Source organism: Streptomyces sp. CRN 30, from assembly GCF_034105845.1.
The window spans coordinates 1-22553 of record NZ_JAVRHI010000091.1 but is presented as its reverse complement, the minus strand read 5'-3'; the positions used below and the strand labels follow the sequence as shown (position 1 = coordinate 22553).

Here is a 22553-nt window from a genome sequence, read left to right as displayed (position 1 = left end):
ACGGTCCCCGGACCGCTAGCGGACCAGGCAGGGCCGCTTGGCGTCGAACGTCCAGTCGGGTACGAGGTACCGCATGCCCACGGCGTCGTCCCGGGCGCCCAGCGCCTTCTCCTTGTACAGCTCGTGCGCGGCGAGGAGCCGGTCGGTGTCGAGGGTGACGCCGAGGCCGGGGGCGTCGGGCACGGCGATCTCGCCGCCGACGATCCGCGGCGGCTCCACGGTGAGGCGCTCCAGGCCCTCCTGCCATATCCAGTGCGTGTCGAGGGCGTTGTACTCGCCCGGCGCCGCCGCCCCGCAGTGCGTGACCATCGCCAGCGAGATGTCGAAGTGGTTGTTGGAGTGGCAGCCCCAGGTCAGTCCCATGGCGTTGCACAGCTGCGCCACGCGGACCGAGCCCTGCATGGTCCAGAAGTGCGGGTCGGCCAGCGGGATGGAGACCGACTGCAGGGCCAGGGCGTGGGTCAGCTGCCGCCAGTCGGTGGCAATCATGTTGGTGGCGGTGGGCAGTCCGGTGGCCCGGCGGAACTCCGCGAGCACCTCCCGGCCGGAGTAGCCGCCCTCGGCGCCGCAGGGGTCCTCGGCGTAGGCGAGGGTGCCGACCAGCGGCTTGCACAGGTCGACGGCCTCGCGCAGCGACCAGGCGCCGTTGGGGTCGAGCGTGACGCGGGCCTCGGGGAAGCGCTTCTTGAGCGCCGTCACGGCCTCGACCTCCTCGGCGCCCGCCAGGACGCCGCCCTTGAGCTTGAAGTCGCGGAAGCCGTAGCGGGCGTAGGCGGCCTCGGCCTGGCGGACGATGGCCACGGGGGTGAGCGCCTCCTCGTGGCGGACGCGGTGCCAGGCGTCGTCGGCGTCGGGTTCGCGGACGTACTCCAGGTCCGTGCGGTCGGGGTCGCCGACGTAGAAGAGGTAGCCGAGGACCCGGACCGCGGCGCGCTGCTGCCCGTCGCCGAGGAGTGCCGCGACGGGGACGTCCAGGTGCTGGCCGAGCAGGTCGAGGAGGGCGGACTCGACGGCGGTGACCGCGTGGACGGTGGTGCGCAGGTCGAAGGTCTGCAGGCCGCGCCCGCCGGAGTCCCGGTCGGCGAACCGGTCCCCGATCTCGCGCAGGACCCGCTTGTGGTCTCCGATCCTCGCGCCGACCACGAGGGACTCGGCGTCCTTCAGGGTCTGTGTGATCTTCTCCCCGCCGGGCACCTCGCCGAGGCCGGTGCGTCCCTCGGAATCGGTGAGGACCACGATGTTGCGGGTGAAGTAGGGGCCGTGGGCGCCGGAGAGGTTCAGCTCCATGCTGTCCCGGCCCGCCACGGGATAGACGGAGAACGCGGTGACGGTCGGCTGGCTCGTGCTCATAGTCGGGTCGGACTCCTCGGGTCGGCGGGGGCGGAGGGGGTTTCGTACGGTCGGCGGATCGGGGCGGTCAGGGGCTGCGGGCCGGTCAGAGGCTCAGGGCGTCCAGGACCCACTCGCCGGCCAGGACACCGGCCAGGCCGAGGACGGACAGCACGGTGGTGTAGCTGGTCCGCACCTTGATGGCCTGGACGACCGAGAGGTTGAAGTACTCCTTGAAGAGCCAGAAGCCGGGGTCGTTGACGTGCGAGAAGGCGATGGAGCCGCAGGAGACGGCGAGCACCATCATCTCGGCGTGCGTGCCGCTGCCGGCCAGCAGGGGGAGCACCACTCCGGAGGCCGTGACGACGGCGACGGTGGCCGAGCCGAGGGCGATGCGCAGGATGGCCGCGATCAGCCAGGCGAGGATGATGGGCGAGATGGACCAGGAGTCGGTGAAGTCCTGGATGTAGTCGGCGATGCCGCCCTCGACGAGGACGTTCTTGAAGGCGCCGCCGGCGCCGATCACCAGCAGGATCATCGCCATCGCCTGCGCGGCGGAGCCGCAGGAGGCGCCGACGTCCGACAGGCTGCGGCCGATCCGCGGGCCGAACGCCCAGACGGCCAGGCAGAGGGTGAGCAGCAGGGCGATCGGGGCGGAGCCGATGAACGCGACGGTGTGCAGGAGGGGCGTCTCGGCGGAGGTGGCCATGTCGGTGACGGCTGCACCGGCGATCAGGACGACGGGGAAGAGCGCGACCGACAGCGACCAGCCGAGTCCGGGCATCTCCTCCTCGGTGAACTCGCGCTCGGAGACCAGACCCTGGGGGATGGTGGGGCTGATGGCCCGGACGAACGGCAGCCGCGGCCAGAGCAGCGCGATGAAGGCGCCGACGGGGACGGCGATGAACAGACCGTAGAAGAGGGTCAGGCCGACGGAGGCGTGGAAGGTCGCGGCGACCGCGGTGGGGCCGGGGTGCGGCGGCAGGAAGCTGTGCATGGTGGAGAGCGCGATGGACATCGGCAGGCCGACCCAGAGCAGGTTCGCCCTGGTGACCCGGACCAGGGTGAAGGCGATCGGCACGATGATGATGAACGCGACCTCGTAGAACATGGTCACGCCGATGAGCATCGAGGTGACCACCATGGCGACCTGGACGCCGCGCGGCCCGAAGGCGTCGAGGAGCCGTCCGGCGATGCGCTGGGCGGCGCCCGAGTCGCCCATGATGCGGCCGACCATGGCGCCGAGGCCGATGACCAGCATCGTGTCGCCGACCTGGCCGCCGATGCCCTCCGAGAGGATGTCCGGTATGTCTTTGACCGGTATCCCCTGGACCAGGGCGACACCGACCGCTACCAGCAGCAGGGCCGCGAAGCCGTTCAGCTTCAGCCTGGTCATCAGGAGCAGCAGGACCACGACACTGATGCCGACTACGACAAGTGGCATGTCAGTTCCCCTTTGAACTGTGGGTGGAGTGACCGCCGAACGGCAGAGAGAAGGACACGCTTCGGTGGCTGTGACGACCGTAAAGATCGCGTCGATGCACGTCCATGTCGAATTTTGTTGCGTGCGATACCTTCCTTGTATGACCGGCGAGTGACGTCCGTGCTTCACGCGCGTGTCACAGATGGCGCAGCAGCGCCTCCAGTGCGGGGTTGTCGCTGTTCTTTCGCCACACCAGCTTCAGTTCGACCGGCCTCGGCTCCGGCAGCACCACCTGCCGGAAGACGATCCCGCCGTAGCGCATGTGCGCCGCGGTCTCCGGCACGATCGCGATGCCCCAGCCGCCGTTGACCAGGGCGAGGATGCTGTGCACCTGGGTGAGATACTGGGTGAATTCAGGCCATACCTGGGCGGCCCGGAAGATACTGATCAGCAGTTCGTGGAAGTAACGGGCCTCGATCGGCGAGTACATGAGGAACTCCTGGCCGGCGAAGTCCTCGACCCGCAGGGGCCCGGCGGAGGCCGCCAGGGGGTGGCTCGCCGGGAGCGCCGCGACCAGTCCCTCGCGGACGGCGGTGCGGGAGCAGAGGTCCGCGCCGGTGGCCGAGGGCCGGATCAGTCCGAGGTCGAGCGAACCCTGGCTGAGCGCCTCCAACTGGTCGCGGGTGACGAGTTCCTGCAACAGGATCTCCACTCCCGGCAGCGCGGCCCGCGCGGTGTCCAGGAGGCCGCCGAGGGCGGAGTAGGCGCTGGCGGCCGTGAATCCGACGGCGATGGCGCCCGCCTCACCGGTGGAGACCCGGCGCACGGCGAGCGTCGCCTGCTCGGACTGGCGCAGGATGCGGCGGGCCTCGACGAGGAAGGCCCGGCCCGCCGGGGTGAGCCGCACGGTCCGGTTGGTCCGGTCCAGCAACTGCACGCGCAACTCGTTCTCCAGGAGCTGGATCTGCCGGCTCAGCGGCGGCTGGGTCATGCTCAGCCGTTCCGCGGCGCGGGTGAAGTGCAGTTCCTCCGCGACGGTCACGAAGCTCGTCAGTTGGGCGAGGGTGAACATTGATGCTCTCCAGGTATTACTACATCCAATATCTATGTTGGACGTGAATCAAAGACGACCGTAACGTCAGGCCACCGACCGCCTCCACCCCCAGGGACATGACGTGGTGACCTCCATGAACACGACACCGCAGGACGCGTACACCGGACACGAGACCGCCCGGGACCGCATCGCCTGGCTCCGCCTCTCCTCGGTGACCCTTCCGCTGGCCACGCCGATCAGCGACGCCAAGGTCCTCACCGGCCGGCAGAAGCCGATGACGGAGGTGGCGTTCCTGTTCGTGGAGGTGACGACCGAGCAGGGCCACGAGGGCGTCGGGTTCGGCTACTCGAAGCGGGCCGGGGGGCCGGGGCAGTTCGCGCACGCCAAGGAGATAGCCGAGAACCTGATCGGGGAGGACCCCAGCGACATCGGCCGGCTCTGGACAAAGCTGGTGTGGGCGGGTGCCTCGGTGGGCCGCAGCGGACTGGCCACCCAGGCGGTCGCCGCCTTCGACATCGCCCTGTGGGACCTCAAGGCCAAGCGCGCCGGGCTGCCGCTCGCCAAACTGCTGGGCGCGCACCGCGACTCGGTGCGCTGCTACAACACCTCCGGCGGCTTCCTGCACACGCCCACCGAGCAGGTCCTGGACAACGCCACCGCCTCCCTGGCCAGCGGCATCGGCGGCATCAAGATCAAGGTGGGGCACCCGGACGGGAAGTACGACCTGGCCCGGCTGACCGCGGTGCGCGAGCACATCGGCGACGACGTGCCGCTGATGGTCGACGCCAACCAGCAGTGGGACCGGCCCACCGCCCAGCGTATGGGCCGCGCCATGGAACCCTTCCACCTGGACTGGATCGAGGAGCCGCTCGACGCCTACGACGCGGCCGGCCACGCCGCGCTGGCCGCCTCCCTGGACACGCCCGTCGCCACCGGCGAGATGCTCGCCAGCGTCGCCGAGCACGCCGAGCTGATCCGGCACGGCGCCTGCGACATCATCCAGCCCGACGCGCCCCGCATCGGCGGCATCACCCAGTTCCTGAAGCTGGCCGCGCTCGCCGAACACCACCACCTGCAGCTCGCCCCGCACTTCGCCATGGAGATCCACCTCCACCTGGCCGCCGCCTACCCGATCGAGCCCTGGGTGGAGCACTTCGACTGGCTGGAGCCGCTGTTCAACGAGCGCCTGGAGATCCACGACGGGCGCATGCACCTCTCCGCCCGGCCCGGACTCGGCGTCACCCTCAGCGACCAGGCCCGCGCCTGGACGGTGGCCACGCACGAAGAGGGCACCCGCCCCTGAGCGCGGCCCACGGCGCTCCGGCCGACCGGCCGCCCCCGTCCTCGCTGCCCACCCGACCCGGCGCGGGCGGCGTCGAAACGGACAGCCGCGCCGCCCGCGCCGTTCTCCCCCCGCCTCGACCGCCCCACCGCCGCACCCGCGCACACCGACCCTACGGAGCACTCCCATGACGTCCTTCACCCCGGCAGAACTCGGCGCCCGCATCGGCTCCGGCCTGCTGTCCTTCCCCGTCACCCACTTCCGCGAGGACCTCTCCTTCGACGAGGACGCCTACCGCGAGAACATCGTCCGCCTCGCCAAGTACGACGTCGGCGGCCTGTTCGCGGCGGGCGGCACCGGTGAGTTCTTCTCCCTCACCCCGGCCGAGGTGGAACGCGTCGTGGGCGCCGCCGCCGCGAGCGCCCCCGACGGCACGCCGATCCTGGCGCCGGCCGGCTACGGCACCGCCACCGCGGCCGAGTTCGCCGCCGCCGCCGAACGCGCCGGTGCCGACGGCGTCCTGCTCTTCCCGCCCTACCTCACGGAGGCCGGGCAGGAAGGGCTCGCCCGGCACGTGGAGGCGGTCTGCCGCGCCACCTCCCTCGGCGTGATCATCTACAGCCGCGCCAACGCCGTGTACTCCGCCGACACCGTCGCCCGGCTCGCGGACAGCTGCCCCAACCTCATCGGGTACAAGGACGGCGTCGGCGACATCGACACCGTCACCCGCATCGTCGCCCGGCTCGGCGACCGCCTCACCTACATCGGGGGCCTGCCCACCGCCGAGACGTACGCCCTGCCCTACCTCCAGCTCGGCGTCACGACCTACTCCTCGGCCATCTTCAACTTCCTCCCCGAGTTCGCCCTGGCCTTCTACGACGCCGTCCGCGGGCTCCGGCAGCCCGAGGTCACGCGGATGCTGTCGGACTTCGTGCTGCCGTACACGGAGATCCGCAACCGCAGCGCCGGGTACGCGGTCAGCATCGTCAAGGCCGGTATGACGGCCACCGGCCACACCGCCGGACCGGTCCGTCCGCCGCTCACCGACCTCACCCCGCAGGAGTTCGAGGAACTCTCCGCGCTGATCGCCGCGCTGCCCGCCACCCGGGCCTGACTGACCCGCGCTGCCGGCCGCCGTCGGCCCCCGTCAGACCGGTGAGACCCGGGCAGCGACCGGCAGGTGGTCGCTGCCCGTCGCCGGCAGGGTGCGGATGGGGCCGACGGTCGCCGAACCGGCCATGATCTGGTCGATCCTGGCCACCGGGAGCGCCGCGGGGAAACTGAAGGCGAACCCGCTGCCGGGCGCGTCGAGCCGCGAGGTCAGCGGGTCCAGACCCCGGTCGTCGACCGTGCCGTTGAGGTCACCGAGGAGCAGTACGGTCTTCTGCTCGTCGGCGGCCACCGCCGCGCCCAGCAGCCGGGCGCTCTCGTCGCGCCGCGCCGAGGCGAGACCGGTGGCGCCGACCCGCACCGACGGCAGGTGCGCGACGTACACCGCCAGCTCGCCGTGCGGGGAGTGCACGACGGTCCGCAGCCCCCGGCTCCACGGCCCGGTGATGCCCTCGGGCCGGATGTCGACGTGCGGGGTGCCGCTGAGGGGGTACTTCGACCAGATGCCGACGGTGCCGCGGACCGCGTGGTACGGGAACTCGGGCGCGAGGGTCTTCTCGTAGGCGCCGAGGCCCGGGGCGACCAGTTCCTCCAGGGCTATGAGGTCGGGCGCGGCGTCGGTGAGGGCGCGGGCCGTGCCCACCGGGTCGGTGTTCTCGTCGCTCGCGTTGTGCTGCACCACCAGCAGGCCGGGCGGCTCGCTCTCCGGTCCGGGCCGCAGCAGCTCACCGAAGTGGACCAGCCAGGCGACCACCGGCAGTACGAGGGCGACGGCTGCGGTGGCCGAGCGGCGCAACAGGGCCAGGACGAGCAGCACCACGACCACGAGTCCGAGCCAGGGCAGGAAGCTCTCCAGCAGGCTGCCGAGGCGGCCGACGGAGTTGGGCACGGCGCGGTGGAAGAGCAGGAGCAGCGCGGTCAGCACCGCGAGCGCCGCGAGGACACGGCCGCGGCTCCAGACCGTGCCGCGCCTCCACAACGAGGAGACGCGGCCGCGCGGCAAGGAGAGACGGTCGCGCGACGCGGGGACGCGGCTCCGGCGCGTGCCACGCCTCTGGGCCGGGCCTTCGCCGTCGCTGTCGCTGTCGCCGCCCGTCCGCTCCGCCACGCGCTCCCCCTCGCTCCCGTCCCGCCCATCCCCTCGGCGCCGTCGTCGTGATCAACGCTCGGTCCGGTGCCAGGAGTTCCCGGACGGGGCGCGCGGCACGGCTTCCGGGCCGGTGCGGGGCATCCGGGCGCACCGCCGTGGCCGTCGTACGGCCGACGAGTGACCCCCGTGCGTGTCCCCCCGCCCGCGCGGCCCCGCCCCGCTATTCCTGCTCGGTGTGATCACACATCTCTGCCGAGCCGCCGTGGCCGTATCGATCGGCGCCGCGTCCTGTCTCGCCGTGCCGTCGTCCGCCCACGCCGCCGAGTCCCTGCCCGTCGACCGGGCCGTCGCGGCCCTCCCCGGGGCCACCGAGTCCCGTGAGGGGTACGAACCGGCCGCCTTCGCCCACTGGAACTCCGGCAGCGACGCGGGCGACGCGTGCGACACCCAGGGCGAGGTCCTGATCGCCGAGGCGGTCAGCGCGCCGGAGACGGGCGCGGAGTGCGCGCTGAGCGGCGGCACGTGGTGGTCGTACTACGACGGCCGCGAGGTGGACTCGGCCGCGGCGCTCGCCGTCGACCACCTGGTGCCGACAGCCGAGGCGTGGGACTCCGGGGCCTCGGGGTGGACGGCGGAGCGGCGCGAGCAGTACGCCAACGACCAGGGCGATCCGCGTGTCCTGGTCGCGGTCTCCGCCGCCGCGCACCGCGACAAGGCGGACCAGGATCCGGCGCAGTGGCTCCCGGCCGACCCGGGGGCGACGTGCCGTTACCTCACGGAGTGGGTCGCGGTGAAGCTGCGCTGGCAGCTCACCGCCGACGCCGAGGAGCAGCGCGCGCTCACCCGGCTCGCCGAGGGGTGCCAGGGCGCCGAGGTCACCTACGAACCGGTGCCGTGAGCCGCCGGCCCGGTCTGTTCACCCCACTCACGCCTCCCCTGTGACCAGGGCGGAAAGGTCTCGTTGACCCAGACATGCGCATCACTCACCTGCGCCGTACCGCTGTCCTGCTCGTCACGCTGGCCGCTCTCCAGGGCGCGTCACCGGCTTCGGCCGCCGACGGCGGTGGTGGTCAGGAGGCGCCCTCGACGCAGTCCTCGTCCTTCGACCTGACGCCGCGCGTCTACTGACCGCGTCCGCGCGAACGGCCGTCCGGCCGGTGTCTCAGACGCCGTGCCGGCCGGCCGTGAGCCTCGGGAGTGTCCTGGTAGCGGTCCGCTGGTAGGTGACGAACGCGTACACGGAGAGGCCGGCCCACAGCACCGCGCTGAGCAGCGGCCACCAGCGGTCGTACCCCTCGGTTCCCGTGATCAGGCTGTTCACCCAGGACAGGACCCAGCCGACGGTGAGCAGCGCGGCCACCCACCTGAACCAGCGCATGAGGTTCATGGTCCCTTTCGCCCGTGCCACGGCGGTGTCCCGGCCGTCGGACCGGGCTCGTCGGTTCTTCATACCTACCGCGTACCCCGCTTCCGCGGCGGCACAGGGGGCGGATGGGACGGACCGCGGTCTCCCGCCCCCCTCCGGCCGGCCCGTCGTCGCGGGCCGGCCGGAGCGGAGGGTGTGACGCGGGATCAGCCGACGGGCTGCCCGGTCGTGCGGCGCACGCCCACGGCGGCCACGACCGCGCCCACGACGCACAGCGCACCGGCGACGAGCACGGAGGTGTGCACGCCGTTCATGAACGCCTGGTGGCTGCCCTCGACGACGGCGTCACGGAGCGCGGCGGGCATCTCCTCGGAGACGGGCGCCACCCCCATGGCGACCGCGTCCTTCGCCTCGTCGAGGCCGGTGGCGACGTTCGCGGGCACACCGGCGGAGGTCAGCTCTCCGTTCAGGGTGGAGCCGACGCGGCTGCTGATCAGGGAGACCAGGACGGACGTGCCGAGCGCGCCGCCGATCTGCAGGGCGGTGGCCTGGAGACCGCCCGCGACACCGCCGTCCCGGACGGGCGCGTTGCCGACGATGGCGTCCGAGGAGGACGCCATCACCATGCCGACGCCGAGGCCGAGCGCGATGAACGGCGGCCACATCGTGGCGTAGGACGAGTCGGCGCTCCAGCCGAGCATCACGAAGCAGGCGACCGCCTGGAGGGCCATGCCGAGCGGCATGGTGAGACGGGGGCCGAAGCGGTCGGTGAGCGCCGCGCCGAGCGGGGACGCGACGACCGAGGCGAGGCTCAGCGGCAGGGTGCGCACACCGGCCTCCACGGGGGTGAAGCCGCGCACGCTCTGCAGGTAGAGCATGACGAAGAAGATCACGCCGAGCAGGACGAAGAAGTTCAGCGCGGTCACGACGGCGCCGATGGTGAGCGCGCGGCTGCGGAAGAGGCGCATGGGCAGCAGCGGGGAGGCGACCTTGGTCTCCCAGAGGCCGAAGACGAGCAGGACGACGACGCCGGCGGCTATGGAGCCGAGGGTGCCGCCGGAGGTCCAGCCCCAGGACTCGCCCTTGACGACGCCGAAGACGACGGCGAGCAGTCCGAGGGCCAGCAGGATCACGCCAGCGAAGTCGAACTTCTCGTCCGCAGCGGCGTCGTTCTTCGTCTGCGGCAGGACGATCAGGCTGAAGACGAGGGCGATGACGCCGATGGGGGCGTTGATGTAGAAGACGGACTCCCAGTCGACGTGCTGGACGAGCAGACCGCCGACGATGGGGCCGAGGGCGGTGGAGACCGAGGAGACCATGGCCCAGATGCCGACCGCCATGCCGAACTTCTTCGGCGGGAAGACGGCGCGCAGCATGCCGAGGGTGTTGGGCATCAGCAGGGCGCCGAAGAAGCCCTGGACGGCGCGGAAGGCGATGACGCCCTCGATGGAGCCGGACAGCCCGATGGCGACGGAGGCGAGGGTGAAGCCGGCGACTCCGATCAGGTAGAAGGTGCGGCGGCCGAAGCGGTCGCCGAGCTTCCCGCCGAGGATCAGCGCGGCGGCGAGGGCGAGCAGATAGGAGTTGGTGACCCACTGCAGGTCGGAGGTGGAGGCGCCCAGGTCGCGGCCGATCTCGGGGTTGGCGATGGAGACGACCGAGCCGTCGAGGCCGACCATGAAGAGCCCGAAGGCGACGGCGATGAGCGTGAGCCACGGGTTGGCCCGGCGGCCGCGCGGGGCGGCCGGGGCCGGGTCGTGGGCGGTCGGTGGAGCGGTGGAGCCGGTGACGGCGGAGGGCATGGCTGTGCGTGTCCTTCGATGGTGCCAGGGTGAGGGTGTGGTGGGTGCGGAGAACAGCAGCGGTACCCGGCCGGCCCGGTCACGGAGCGCGACGGAGACGGCCGGGAGGGCGTGAGGGTTCCGCGGGGTGTCGTGACGGCGCCGCGAGGCCGCGGGAGCCGCCGGTGACCACGTCCCGTCACGACCGCCCCGGTCCACGCGGGGACCGGGGCGGCTGGTGCTCAGTGACGGGGGTGGAGGTGCCGGCCGAGTGCCGCGAGGGCGTTCAGGGCCGAGCCGAGAGCGTCCAGCTCACCCTCCGTCATGGCCCGCAGCGCGCTGCCGAGGTGGGCGCTCATCAGGCGCTCCACGTCGGCGAGCTGCTGCCGGGCGGTGGGGGTGAGGTGCAGGTGCGCGACCCGTTTGTCGGCCGCGTCCTGCCGGCGCTCCAGCAGTCCCTGCTCGGTCAGCTGGGTGACCAGCGCGCTGACGTTGTTGGGTTTCATCAGCAGCGCTTCGGCCGCCGCGCGGACGGTCACGCCGTCGTTGTCCTCGACGTGCCGCAACAGCGCGAGCTGCGCCTCGGGGGGCTTGGGGTGCGCGTAGTCCTGCGCGACCTGCCGGTCGAGGGCCCGAGCCAGCCCCGGCAGACATGCCACGAGGCCGGCGGCCACATGGTCGATGTCCTGGGCGGACGCATTCTTCTCGGGCATACGGTCAGCGTAAATATGCTGTCATACCTATGTCAAGGCAGCCATTGCCGCCCGCTCCCCGGCCCGGGGCGGCCGGCGTCGCCCCGGGCCGGCGCGTCGGGCGCCGGTTACTTCCGGCGCTGGACGTAGAGGCGGTTGCCCTCGGGCCCGGTCCACTCCAGGCGGACGACGCCGGGTACGGCGGCGTCGCCGACGCGTGAGGCGTTGGACCAGTAGCCGGCGGCCGGGTTGAGGAAGTAGGTGGCCCAGAGGTCGCCGCGGTGGTCGGTGAAGAAGTTGTTGTGCCCGGCGCCGACACCGGCGGTGTACCGCTCGGAGTACGGGCCCTCGAACGTGTCGGCGACGGCGACGATCGCGTCGTACTGGTACTGCACGCGGCCGGTGGCGGCCACGTCGTAGGCGTGGCGGGTGGTGCCGTCGGCGTTGACGGAGGCCCGGTTCCACGCGGCGTGCACCAGGAAGTACTTGCCCTTGTGCTTGAAGACGTAGGCGCCCTCCAGGTACGGCTCGGGCGAGTACGGCTGCTGCTGGAACTTCGGGAGGTCCGTCGGGGTGACGATGTCCTCCATGTCGTCCCGGAACTTGGCGTACAGGTTGTTGTGCAGGACGAGCCACGCGTCGTCGCCCTCGGAGTACAGGCCGCCGTCGATGTGGTGGTAGGCGCCGGGTTCGATGAAGCCGGGGCCGCCGATGAACGACTCGCCGAAAGGCTTCTCCAGGTTGCCCTCGACCAGCCGGTAGGGGCCCTCGACGCCGCCGTCGCTGACGAGCATGAACGAGCCGACCTTCTTGGCGTAGTCGCCGGTGCACGCGACGATGTACCACTTGCCGCGGAAGTAGTGCACCTCCGGCGCCCAGGCGTGGCCGCGCTTGCCGTACTTGTCGTCGGTCCAGTACTCCTGCCAGGGGGCGACGACCGTGCGTCCGGCGGTGTTCTCGCCGACGAACTCGGGCGACCAGACCTTGCCCTTCTCCGCGTCGGGCCGGACGCGGGTGGTGTCGGCCAGTCTCCAGGGGCCTTCGAGGGAGCGGGCGGTCCAGACGAAGATGCCGTCGTTCCAGGGGGCGGCGACTTCGAGGCCGGGCACGCGGGTGGTGCCGGTGGCGACGTAGAGCGGGCGGCCGTCCACGACGAAGCAGTTGACGTAGGTGTCGCGGATCCAGACCGTGCCGCGCTCCTTGTCGCGGGGGCGCAACTCCAGCGGGAGGACGAAGGAGTTGTCCTCGCGGGGCCAGAGGTCGGTCCGGGCGTCGGCCAGGCCGTAGGGCTCGGGGTCGGGCCAGTTGCGCGGGTACCGGCGCGAGGACGCGGACTTCGCCGGTACGGAGGCCGTGGCGGCGGCTGTGGCGGAGGCCGGTACGGAGGCGGCGGCCGGTGCCGCCTGAGCCGCGGCCGTCGGGAGCACGGCGGCCGCCCCGACGCCGGCGACACCCGCCAGGAGGGACCGCCTGCCGACGGGGAAGCTGTTCTCGCTGTGGGTCATCAGTGGCGTTCTCTTTTCGTGGTCGTGGCCGCTCACCCGCACCGGTTTCCGGCGTGCGGGCAGGAGGGAGCGGCGCGGGGTACGGCGAGGGGACGCGTCCGGCGGCCCGGTGGGGCCGCGCCGGAGGGGGACGGGGCCGCGGGCGCCGTCGGTGTGCGGCCCGCGGGAAGGTGTCGCGCAGGTGTGCGTCAGGGACGACAGCGCGCGTACGGACACGCCGTCGCGGTCCGGCCGGTGTCTGCGGTGAGGCCCTCCGTGGATGCCATGTCCCCAGCATGCGAAGGGCTTTCGAATTACGTCAACACTCCGGATATTTAATCCGGACCCCTCCGGCTCCACCGCACCACGCGGGTCCCGGCGTTCCCGCAGGTCACGCGAGAGCACCGGCGGCAGAGCGGCATCATGAAGATCATGTAACGCGGTGTCGGCTCCCGGGGCCTGCCCGGCCGGCCGGGCAGGCGCTCGCACAGGGTATGGACAGGCGTCCGGTGCCGTGTTGTCATTCCGCTGTCACTCGATTTCCAACGTTAGAACCGCCGCGACCGTATACGGGCCGCCGCCTCGCCGTGCCCCTGGCCGGCTGTGTGTCCGCAGCCGGTCCGCGCACCGCGCGAGGAAGGCTCCGATGACGAGACGACACCCCCCACGAACCCGTGCCGGAGTGGGGGCGCTGCTGACCGCGGCGGTCCTGCTGCTGCCGGCGGCCGGCCTGCCGGCCACCGCGTCGGCCGCGCAGCAGTCCGCCGCACCGGCCGGCAGCGCCTCCGCACGTGCCGCCGGGACTCCCGCCGCGGAGACCCCCGCCGCCGAGGTGCACGGCCTGAAGGGCGAGTACTTCGCCATGTCGGCGCCCGGCGCCCGGGACTTCGCCGAGCTGGGCGGCACCCTCCTCGACCCGCAGATCGGCTTCTCCTCTCTGACGGGGACGTTCGAGGAGCTGACCGGCCGCACCGAGCACACCACCGCCCGCTGGACGGGCCGGATCGAGGCGCCGGAGACCGGCGACTACACGTTCTACGCCGTCGGCGACAACGGCTTCCGGCTCCTCATCGACGGCGAGCCCGTCATCGACCACTGGGAACCGGACTGGGACAAGGAGCAGACGAGCGCGCCGGTACGGCTGGCGGCCGGTGAGAAGCACGACTTCCGGCTGGAGATGTTCCAGGACACCGGCGGCGCCAACATGTTCCTGCGCTGGTCGTCCCCGACGACGGCGAAGCAGCCCGTGCCGATGTCGGCGTTCACCCCGCCGGACGGCTTCGAGGTCTACCCGGTGGAACTCACCGTCGCCGAGGACGGGAAGCGGCTGCGGGCCAGGTTCGAGGACGAGGTCGGCGGCCTCACGGATGTCGCGGACCACCTGAAGGTCGAGGCCGACACCACCGCCATGCCGGTGGAGTCGGCCGCGGCGGCCCCCGGCGACGCCGACTCCCTGCTCGTCACACTCGCCGAGCCGATCCAGCAGGGCCAGCAGGTCCGGTTCGCCTACGACGGCGAGGGCGGCCTCACGGCGGGCGGCGAGACCGTGCCGGAGGTCCGGCGGTACGCGGAGAACTCCTCCGCCCACCGGCTCACCACCGAGTGGGGCGACCGGCTCGACAAGAAGAACCCGCTGCCGGAGTACCCGCGGCCGCAGCAGGTGCGCGACCGGTGGAAGAACCTGAACGGGCAGTGGCAGTTCGCGGGCGCCGAGGCGGGCGAGCAGCCGGTCTTCGGCAAGGAACTCGACGAGAAGATCACCGTGCCGTTCCCGGTGGAGTCCCAGCTCTCCGGTCTGGAGCGGCACGAGGACCACATGTTCTACCGGCGGCTCGTCGAGGTGCCCGAGAAGTGGAAGGTCGGCAAGGACAGCCGGCTGAAGCTCAACTTCGGCGCCGTGGACTACGAGTCGACCGTCTGGGTCAACGGCGAGAAGGTCGCCGAACACACCGGTGGCTACACCGCGTTCAGCGCCGACATCACCGACGCCCTGAAGCGCAAGGGCAAGCAGGAGATCGTCGTCGCGGTCACCGACACCGGCGGCGCCGACCAGCCCAAGGGCAAGCAGTCCACGAACCCGGGCGGCATCTTCTACACCCAGTCCTCCGGCATCTGGCAGACCGTGTGGATGGAGCCCGTCGCCCGGACCGCCGTCGACGACGTCGTCACCACCCCCGACATCGACACCGGCACCCTCGCGGTGACCGTCGGGTCCGCCGGTGCCTCCTCACGGGCCCGGGTCGAGGCCGTCGCCCGCGACAAGCGCGGCAAGGTCGTCGGCCGCGTCACCGGACCGGCCGGGAAGGAGCTGCGGCTGCCGGTGGCGAAGCAGCACCTGTGGAGCCCGGACGACCCGTACCTCTACGACCTCGACGTCACACTCACCGACGGCCGCTCCACCGACCGGGTCGGCAGCTACTTCGGCATGCGGGAGATCAGCGTCGAGGAGGTCGGCGGCTATCAGAAGCTCGTGCTCAACGGGAAGCCGGTCTTCTCCCTCGCCACGCTCGACCAGGGCTTCTGGCCGGACGGACTGTACACCGCGCCCAGCGACGAGGCCCTCGCCTTCGACCTCCAGGCGCACAAGGAACTCGGGTTCAACGCCGTCCGCAAGCACATCAAGGTGGAACCGGCGCGCTGGTTCTACCACGCCGACCGGCTCGGCCTGCTGGTCTGGCAGGACTTCGTCTCCGGCGACCTGACCGGCGAGAAGGGCCAGGACGCCTTCGTCGACCAGGGCAGGGAGGTGATGCGGCAGCACCACGACTCCCCCTCGGTGATCGGCTGGATCGTCTTCAACGAGGGCTGGGGCGAGTGGAACCGTGAGGAGAGCGGCCGGATCGCCGAGGCCGTCAAGGCCGCCGACCCCTCCCGGATCGTCAACGCCCACAGCGGGGTCAACTGCTGCAACTCCAAGGGCGACTCCGGCAAGGGCGACATCATCGACCACCACGACTACAACAACGACGATCCGCCCTTCCCCGACCACCGGGCCGCCATGGACGGCGAACACGGCGGCTTCACGCTGCGCACCCCGGGCCACATGTGGCCGGGCACCCCGACCGTCATCTACAGCGGTGTCGCCGACAAGGAGGCACTGACCCGCAAGTACGTCGAGAACACCGAGAAGTTCTACCTCGACCAGGCCGGCGCCGAACTGTCCGGCTCGGTGTACACGCAGATCACCGACCTGGAGAACGAACTCAACGGCCTGTACACCTACGACCGCCGGGAGATCAAGGTCGATCCGGTCCGGGTCTGTGAGGTCAACGAGAAGGTCATCGCGGCCGGTGCCGCGGCGGGCGACCGCGAGGAGCTGAAGGGCGGCGGCCACTGGGCCCTCGACGAGGCGGCGGGCACCACCGCCGCCGACGCCGGCCCGGGCGGCCGGGACCTGACCCTCTCCGCGGGCACGGCCTGGACCGACGGGATCAGCGGCAGCGCGCTGAAGTTCGACGGCCGGGGCCAGCACGCCGAGACGGACGGCCCGGTGCTCGACACCACCGGCAGCTACTCGGTCTCCGCGTGGGTGCGGCTCGACGCGCTCCCCGGCAACTACGCCACCGCCGTCAGCCAGGACGGCCGGCGCCAGGCCAGCCCGTTCTACCTGCAGTACGGGCAGGGGGCGTTCGCGTTCAGCATGCCCGGCGAGCAGCGGGCGCGGCTGGTGACGACGCCCGAGACCGGACGCTGGTACCACCTCGTCGGTGTGCGCGACGCGGCGAGCGGTCAGATCGAGCTGTACGTGGACGGCCGCCTCGCGGCGACCGCGGCGAGCGGCCCCGCCTATGTGGGCACCGGTCCGCTCGCGCTCGGCCGGGCCCAGTGGAACGGCGCGGACACCGACTACCTCAACGGTGCGGTGGACCAGGTCCGGGCCTTCGACCACGCGCTCACGGCCGCGGAGGTGAGCGCCCTGCACTCCTCCGAACAGCCGTGACCGGAGCCTGATCCGGCCGGCCCGGCGGACCCGTCCCCTGACGGGCTCCGCCGGGCCGGCCGCGTCTTCAGACCTGTTCGCGCGGGCGGCCCAGTGTGCTCTCGCGTGTCACCAGGCGGTGCTCCGCCCGGATACGCCGGGGTTCCGGGGTGTTGCCGCCGAGCCGGGCGAGCACCGACTCCACCGCCAGCCGGCCGATCGCCGTCTTGTCGGGGGACACGGAGGTGAGGCTCACCGCCGCGAACCGTCCCTCGACCACGTCGTCGAAACCGACGACGGCGATGTCCTCCGGTACGCGCACACCGCGCGCGTGCAGCACGCGCAGGGCGCCGATGGCCATCGGGTCGTTGTAGGCGAAGACCGCGTCGGGCCGCCGCCCGGAGTCCAGGATCCGCCGCATGGCCGCCTCGCCGTCGGCGTGCCCCCAGCTGTCGGTCGCGGCGACGAGACCGTCGTCGGCGGGGAGCCCGGCGGCGGTCAGTTCCTCGCGCCAGCCGCGTACGCGCAGCTGGGCGGTGTGGCTGCCGCCGCTGCGCGCGCCGATGAACGCCACCTCCCGGCGCCCGATGCCGGTCAGGTGCCGGACGGCGGCGCGGGCGGCGGCGACGTTGTCGATGGCGATGTGGTCGTAGGGCAGGTCGTACTCGCGCTCGCCGAGCAGCACCAGCGGGACGTTCTCGGCGCGGTCGCGCAGGTCCTCGGTCTCCAGCTCGATGGGGCTGAGGATCAGGCCGTCGATCACCCGGGCCCGGAACCCCTGGCTGACCAGGAGTTCCTGTTCGCGGCGGCCGCCGGTGTGGTCGAGGAGCACGATGTAGTCGTGTGCGGCGGCGCTGTCGATGACGGCGGCGGCGAGCTCGGCGAAGTAGGGGTTGCCGAGTTCGGGGAGGGCGAGGGCGATGATGCCGGTGCGGCCCTTGCGCAGGTGCCGGGCGGCCAGGTTGGGCCGGTAACCGAGGGTGTCGATGGACCGCTGGACGCGTTCGCGCATGGCGGGGGTGACGTGCTGATAGTTGTTCACCACGTTGGAGACGGTCTTGATGGAGACCCCCGCGTGCGCGGCGACGTCCTTGAGGCTGACCCGCACGGTGTTCCGTCCTCGTGCTGCTTCGTTGACGCCGGTCATGGTACTGCCCGCCCGGTCCCGGGTCAGCGGGTTTCCGGGCGGGCCGGCGGGCGCGCTACGTCACCCGGCGTACGTCTCGAACTCGGCCACCTGCGGAGTCCCGGACGCGCCGGTGATGTCGAAGGTGATCTTGCGCAGGGAGGTGGCGGGGAAGGAGATGACGCCTCCCCCGCTGCCGGAGGTCAGGACGGCGCCGGTGTCGGCGTTCAGCACGCGCCAGGTGCCGATGCGGCCCGTGGCGCCCGAGGTCTCCCGTACGGCGATCGTGGACACGGTCGTGGCGGTGTCCCACTTGATGGAGACCGAACCGGTCGTGCCGTTCGGTGACCAGTAGGTGGTCAGGTCACCGTCGCGGACGTTGCCGTAGCTGGTCCCGCTCGCCTTGCTGGAGCCGTCGGAGCCCGCGCCGATGCTGAGGTTGGTCCCGCCGGGGTCGGTCGGATCGGTCGGATCGGTGGGGTCCGTCGGATCGGTGGGGTCGGTCGGGTCCGTGGGGTCGGTCGGGTCGGGTGTCTGCGGTGTGCAGTTGCCGTCCGACACCTGGAGTCCCTTGCCCGCGCCCGCCGTGCGGCTCACCACGTCGGGGACGCAGGACGCCTGGTCCAGTGTGTAGGAGTAGGGGATGCCGACGGTCGTGTTGGACTGCGGGTCCGGACCGGCGGGAGCGGTGTCCTCACCCGGGCTGGACCAGGTCACGTTGTCGTAGATGTTGCCGCTCACCTGCCAGTAGCCGGCCGCGTCGGTGTAGAAGGTGCCGAGGACGTCCTTGGAGTCCTCGAAGTAGTTGTTGTCCACCTTGGCCTTGGCGCCGGCGCGGGAGTTGATGCCCGACTCGTTCAGGCTGACGTAGTGGTTGTTGTAGATGTGCGCGATGCCGCCGCGCAGCAGGGGCGCGCGGGAGTCGATGTTCTTGTACAGGTTGTGGTGGAAGGTGACGTAGCCGTTGGAGACGTCGCTCTCGCTGGAGCCGATGAGGCCGCCGCGGCCGGAGTTGCTCAGGGTGCTGTAGGACAGGGTCACGTACTGGGTGTTGTCCTTCATGTCGAAGAGGCCGTCGTAGCCCTCCGACTCACCGCCGGACGCCTCCAGGGTGGTGTGGTCGACCCACACGTTGCGGACGTCGCTCTCCATGCCGATGGCGTCGCCGCCGTTGGAGGTGGGCGAGCCCGACTTCTTGACGTTCCGCACGGTCACGTTCTGGATGATGATGTTGCTGGACTCGCGGATGTGGATGCCGAGCTGGTCGAAGACGGCACCGCTGCCGACACCCACGATCGTGACGTTGCTGATCTGCTTCAGCTCGATCTTGTCGGCGGCGGTGTTGCAGCTGTCGCCCGACACTTTCGTGGTGTTGCCGTGGTTGATGGTGCCCTCGACCTGGATGGTGATCGGGGTGCTGCTGGAGGCCCGGCCGCACAGGGCCTGGTGGATGGCGGTGCCCGTGGTGGCCCGTACGGTGGTGCCGCCCGCGCCTCCGGTGGTGCCGCCGTTCTGGGTGGCGTAGCCCGTGACTCCGGCGGTGGCCGCTGTCGCCTCCGGCGCCGTCAGGACCGCGCCGGTCGCGGCCGCGAGGGCCAGCGTCCCCAGCGCCGCGTACAGCCGCACCGCGACTGGTCGTCTCATCCTCGACTCCCCTTGCCTCTTCGTCTGTGCCGAATGGTGTGGTGGTGCCGAACCGTTGCCGCCGGGCGACCCTGAAGAGCTGGGAAAGCGCTTTCCGCAGGGGAGGATAGGGTGACGATTGTGACACTGGCAAGAGTCCGCGCGGTTACGGGTCACGGTGGGCTGTTGAGTCTAGAAATGGCTTTCTACCCGATGGCGATGCGGTAGAGATCTCGGGACCGGCCGCACCGTCCTTCGAGGAGCCGCATGTCCGACCTCGTCCGTCCCGCCCGCGCCGCCGACCGTCCGACGGTGGAGCGGCTGTGGCCACTGTTCCGGCACGATCTGTCGGGCATGAACGGGGTGCTGCCCGAGCCGGACGGCACCTTCCGCGACGACCGGCTCCGGTCGGCCTTCACCGACGCCGACTGGGCCCCGTACCTCTTCACGCACGACGACCGGCCCGTCGGCTTCGCCTTCGTCCGGGCGCTGAACGGCCCGGTGCGCGTCCTGAACAGCTTCTTCGTCGTGCGGGGCGCCCGCCGGACGGGGATCGGGCTGCGGGCCGTCCGGGAGGTGGCCGCCCGGCATCCGGGCCCGTGGGAGATCGCCTTCCAGGACGCCAACGCGCCCGCCGTCGCCTTCTGGCGCCGGGCCGCCGCGGAGCTGGCACCGGGCGCCTGGGCAGAGGAGCGGCGGCCGGTACCGGGCCGTCCGGAACTGCCGCCGGACGTCTGGATCTCGTTCACGATGCCGCCGGCGACGGCGGCACACGGCTGAGGGGTCCCCGGCGGCTCTCGCCCGCGGTATCGGCAGAGGTGGTCCCAGGCGCGGGCGGTGTCACGCGGCGCCGCCCGGCGCGGGTCCGTTCCCCCGGCGTTCGGCCCGGCACCTCGCCCCCTCAGCTCACCGAGGCTCACCGGGGGTGATCCGTGTCCGTCGTCATCTCCACCGCGGGACTTCCCGCGGCCGACCGGGCGGAGCGCCGGCGCGACGCCGTCTCCCGCGCCTACGTGCCGCTCGACGTCCGTCCGCTGGAGGACGAACCGTCGCCGGGACGGATCGAGAGCGAGCGGCTCGGTGCCCTCCGGGTGACCCGCGTCCAGGCCGGCCCCCAGACGGCGGCGCGCGCCGGACGCCTGATCGACGGGGACGACACCCCGGACTCCTCGGCGAGTTCCTCGATGGTCCGGCGCCGGCTCTGCCGCAGTGTCCTCAGCAGCCGCCCGAACGGCGGTCCGGCGTCCTCGCGCCTGTCCTGCCCCGTACTCACGGGGGCGATGTCGTACGGCGTCGCGGGTCGGTTCTGGGGGGTCGTCCCGTGCACCGTGGGAGCAGAGGCCGTGCGCCGTTGAGCAAGCACCGGGCGCGGGGGCTTCTAGCGTGGACGCAGACGGCACCGTTGGTCCGCGTTTCGGCCGATCCGCGGAGACGGTGGCGCTGTACGCCGGGTTCACCGGCGGTCGTCGATATCCCAGGAGTTGGTCATGTCTCACCCCGTCGAGCCGGTTCAGCCCGTTCTGGAGCCCGCCGCCCAGGCGTTCGTGGAGGCGACGGCGAACCCGCCGTACCTGTTCGACCTCGCGCCCGCCGAGGGCCGCAAGGCGGTGGACGAGGTGCAGTCCGGCGAGATCGCCAAGCCGGCCGTGGACGAGGAGTGGATCACCGTATCCGGCGGTCCCACCGGTTCCGTCCGCGCCCGGATCGTCAAGCCGGCCGGTGCCGAGGGCACCCTGCCGGTCATCCTCTACATCCACGGCGCCGGCTGGGTCTTCGGCAACGCCCACACCCACGACCGCCTGGTCCGCGAACTCGCCGTCGGCGCGAACGCGGCCGTGGTCTTCCCCGAGTACGACCTCTCCCCCGAGGCCCGCTACCCCGTCGCCATCGAGCAGAACTACACCGTCGCCCGCTGGATCGTCACCGAGGGCGCCGGCAAGGGCCTGGACGCCGCCCGCCTCGCCGTCGCCGGTGACTCCGTCGGCGGCAACATGACCGCCGCCCTCACCCTGATGGCCAAGGAGCGCGGCGACGTCCCCCTCGTCCAGCAGGTGCTGTTCTACCCGGTCACCGACGCGAGCTTCGACACGTCGTCCTACCACCAGTTCGCCACCGGCTACTTCCTGCGCCGCGACGGCATGCAGTGGTTCTGGGACCAGTACACCACCGACGCCGCCGAGCGCGCCCAGATCACCGCCTCGCCGCTGCGCGCCACCACCGAGCAGCTAACCGGTCTGCCCCCGGCCCTGGTCATCACCGGTGAGGCCGACGTCCTGCGCGACGAGGGCGAGGCCTACGCCAACAAGCTCCGCGAGGCCGGCGTCGCCGTCACCGCCGTTCGCTACCAGGGCATCATCCACGACTTCGTGATGCTCAACGCCCTGCGCGAGACGCACGCCGCGGAGGCCGCCATCACCCAGGCCGTCACCGTCCTGCGCGGCGCGCTGCACGCCGGCTGACACTCCCGGCCGTACCGACCCCTCACACGAAGAAGAGAGACAGACATGGGCACGACCCCGACCGCCCTCCTCGTCCACGGCGCCTTCGCGGACGCCGGCAGTTGGTCCGGCGTCATCGCCGAGCTGCAGAAGGACGGCATCCCGGTGGTGGCGCCGCCGAACCCGCTGCGGGGCCTCGCCTCGGACGCGGCGTACATCCGGTCGCTGGCCGCCCAGATCGACGGTCCGGTGGTCCTGGTGGGCCACTCCTACGGCGGTGCGGTCATCTCCGTCGCGGGCGCCGCGGAGAACGTCGTCGGGCTGGTCTACATAGCCGCGTACGTCCCCGAGGAGGGCGAGAGCCTGGGTGAGCTGCAGGGACGTTTCCCGCTCTCCTCCCTGGTCGCCAACCTCCAGGAGCGGACGTACCCGGTCGAGGGCGCGGAGCCGGCGGTCGAGGTGACCATCGCGGCCGAGGCGTTCCCGCGGATCTTCGCCGCGGACGTGCCCGCCGACGTGACCGAGGTACTGGCGGTCGCGCAGCGCCCGCTGGCCACCTCGGTGTTCGCCGAGACGGCGTCGGCTGCGGCGTGGCACACCAAGCCGTCCTGGGCCCTGGTGGCCACGGCGGACGAGGCGATCAACCCGGAGGTGGAGCGCTTCGGCGCGGAGCGGGCCGGTGCGACGGTCGTCGAGGTCGAGGGCGCGTCGCACGCGGTCGCGGTGTCGCGCCCGGCGGAGGTCGCGGAGCTGATCCGTACGGCGGTCCGCGCGACGGCCTGACCCGCGGACCGCGTCCGCCCGCACCGTCCCGGGCGCCCGGGGGCGTCACCGCC

Annotated in this window: 19 protein-coding genes; 9 read left to right on the top strand and 10 right to left on the bottom strand. The window is 71.9% G+C overall.

Annotated features, from left to right (window positions below; translation table 11 throughout):
- Positions 1-15: 15 nt before the first annotated feature.
- The 3 genes from UW392_RS08565 to UW392_RS08555 form a co-directional block, all read right to left on the bottom strand.
- Positions 16-1350, bottom strand: a complete 1335-nt coding sequence (locus UW392_RS08565; RefSeq protein ID WP_320774281.1) for an enolase C-terminal domain-like protein — start codon at positions 1348-1350, stop codon at positions 16-18.
- Between the two features lie 85 nt (positions 1351-1435).
- Positions 1436-2773, bottom strand: a complete 1338-nt coding sequence (locus UW392_RS08560; protein ID WP_320774280.1) for a gluconate:H+ symporter — start codon at positions 2771-2773, stop codon at positions 1436-1438.
- Positions 2774-2948: 175 nt separating this feature from the next.
- Positions 2949-3824 (bottom strand): LysR substrate-binding domain-containing protein, encoded by an 876-nt coding sequence (locus UW392_RS08555; RefSeq protein ID WP_320774279.1) that lies wholly within the window; start codon positions 3822-3824, stop codon positions 2949-2951.
- A 115-nt stretch (positions 3825-3939) separates the two neighbouring features.
- On the opposite strand from UW392_RS08555, the gene UW392_RS08550 reads away from it, so the two are divergent.
- Both UW392_RS08550 and kdgD read left to right on the top strand, forming a co-directional pair.
- Positions 3940-5109: an L-talarate/galactarate dehydratase gene (locus tag UW392_RS08550; RefSeq protein ID WP_320774278.1), complete on the top strand. Its 1170-nt coding sequence runs from the start codon at positions 3940-3942 to the stop codon at positions 5107-5109.
- Positions 5110-5275: 166 nt separating this feature from the next.
- A complete protein-coding gene (gene kdgD, locus UW392_RS08545; RefSeq protein WP_320774277.1) occupies positions 5276-6202 on the top strand; it encodes a 5-dehydro-4-deoxyglucarate dehydratase in 927 nt (308 codons plus the stop codon).
- Between the two features lie 33 nt (positions 6203-6235).
- Here kdgD and UW392_RS08540 read toward each other — a convergent pair whose 3' ends face one another.
- Positions 6236-7177: an endonuclease/exonuclease/phosphatase family protein gene (locus tag UW392_RS08540; RefSeq protein ID WP_414495807.1), complete on the bottom strand. Its 942-nt coding sequence runs from the start codon at positions 7175-7177 to the stop codon at positions 6236-6238.
- A gap of 373 nt (positions 7178-7550) precedes the next feature.
- Between UW392_RS08540 and UW392_RS08535 the strand changes: the two genes are divergently transcribed.
- Entirely contained in the window at positions 7551-8186 is a 636-nt protein-coding gene (locus tag UW392_RS08535) for an HNH endonuclease family protein (RefSeq protein ID WP_320774275.1), read from the top strand.
- 74 nt (positions 8187-8260) lie between these two features.
- The gene (locus UW392_RS08530) at positions 8261-8416 is read left to right on the top strand and encodes a hypothetical protein (RefSeq protein WP_320774274.1); all 156 of its coding nucleotides are present in this window, start codon (positions 8261-8263) and stop codon (positions 8414-8416) included.
- Positions 8417-8450: 34 nt separating this feature from the next.
- Here the strand turns inward: UW392_RS08530 and UW392_RS08525 are convergent, their stop codons facing one another.
- The 4 genes from UW392_RS08525 to UW392_RS08510 all read right to left on the bottom strand — a co-directional run bounded on the left by UW392_RS08525 (position 8451) and on the right by UW392_RS08510 (position 12632).
- Positions 8451-8666, bottom strand: a complete 216-nt coding sequence (locus UW392_RS08525) for a hypothetical protein (protein WP_320774273.1) — start codon at positions 8664-8666, stop codon at positions 8451-8453.
- 194 nt (positions 8667-8860) lie between these two features.
- Positions 8861-10456 (bottom strand): MFS transporter, encoded by a 1596-nt coding sequence (locus UW392_RS08520; RefSeq protein ID WP_320774272.1) that lies wholly within the window; start codon positions 10454-10456, stop codon positions 8861-8863.
- A 221-nt stretch (positions 10457-10677) separates the two neighbouring features.
- Positions 10678-11148, bottom strand: a complete 471-nt coding sequence (locus tag UW392_RS08515) for a MarR family winged helix-turn-helix transcriptional regulator (RefSeq protein WP_320774271.1) — start codon at positions 11146-11148, stop codon at positions 10678-10680.
- A gap of 107 nt (positions 11149-11255) precedes the next feature.
- Positions 11256-12632, bottom strand: coding sequence for a family 43 glycosylhydrolase (locus tag UW392_RS08510; protein WP_320774270.1), 1377 nt, complete (start codon positions 12630-12632; stop codon positions 11256-11258).
- A 625-nt stretch (positions 12633-13257) separates the two neighbouring features.
- On the opposite strand from UW392_RS08510, the gene UW392_RS08505 reads away from it, so the two are divergent.
- Complete coding sequence (locus UW392_RS08505; RefSeq protein ID WP_320774269.1) at positions 13258-16551, top strand: LamG-like jellyroll fold domain-containing protein; 3294 nt, start codon at positions 13258-13260, stop codon at positions 16549-16551.
- 67 nt (positions 16552-16618) lie between these two features.
- Here UW392_RS08505 and UW392_RS08500 read toward each other — a convergent pair whose 3' ends face one another.
- On the bottom strand, positions 16619-17638 hold the full coding sequence (locus tag UW392_RS08500) for a LacI family DNA-binding transcriptional regulator (protein WP_320774268.1): 1020 nt from the start codon (positions 17636-17638) through the stop codon (positions 16619-16621).
- 99 nt (positions 17639-17737) lie between these two features.
- Positions 17738-19300: a pectate lyase gene (locus UW392_RS08495; RefSeq protein ID WP_320774267.1), complete on the bottom strand. Its 1563-nt coding sequence runs from the start codon at positions 19298-19300 to the stop codon at positions 17738-17740.
- A gap of 246 nt (positions 19301-19546) precedes the next feature.
- Between UW392_RS08495 and UW392_RS08490 the strand changes: the two genes are divergently transcribed.
- The 4 genes from UW392_RS08490 to UW392_RS08475 all read left to right on the top strand — a co-directional run bounded on the left by UW392_RS08490 (position 19547) and on the right by UW392_RS08475 (position 22500).
- Entirely contained in the window at positions 19547-20059 is a 513-nt protein-coding gene (locus UW392_RS08490) for a GNAT family N-acetyltransferase (RefSeq protein ID WP_320774266.1), read from the top strand.
- Positions 20060-20211: 152 nt separating this feature from the next.
- Positions 20212-20634 carry a hypothetical protein gene (locus tag UW392_RS08485; protein ID WP_320774265.1) on the top strand — a complete coding sequence of 141 codons (423 nt, stop codon included), beginning with the start codon at positions 20212-20214 and terminating at the stop codon, positions 20632-20634.
- Positions 20635-20766: 132 nt separating this feature from the next.
- A complete protein-coding gene (locus UW392_RS08480; RefSeq protein ID WP_320774264.1) occupies positions 20767-21738 on the top strand; it encodes an alpha/beta hydrolase in 972 nt (323 codons plus the stop codon).
- A 45-nt stretch (positions 21739-21783) separates the two neighbouring features.
- A complete protein-coding gene (locus UW392_RS08475) occupies positions 21784-22500 on the top strand; it encodes an alpha/beta hydrolase (RefSeq protein WP_320774263.1) in 717 nt (238 codons plus the stop codon).
- The last annotated feature ends 53 nt before the right edge of the window (positions 22501-22553 follow it).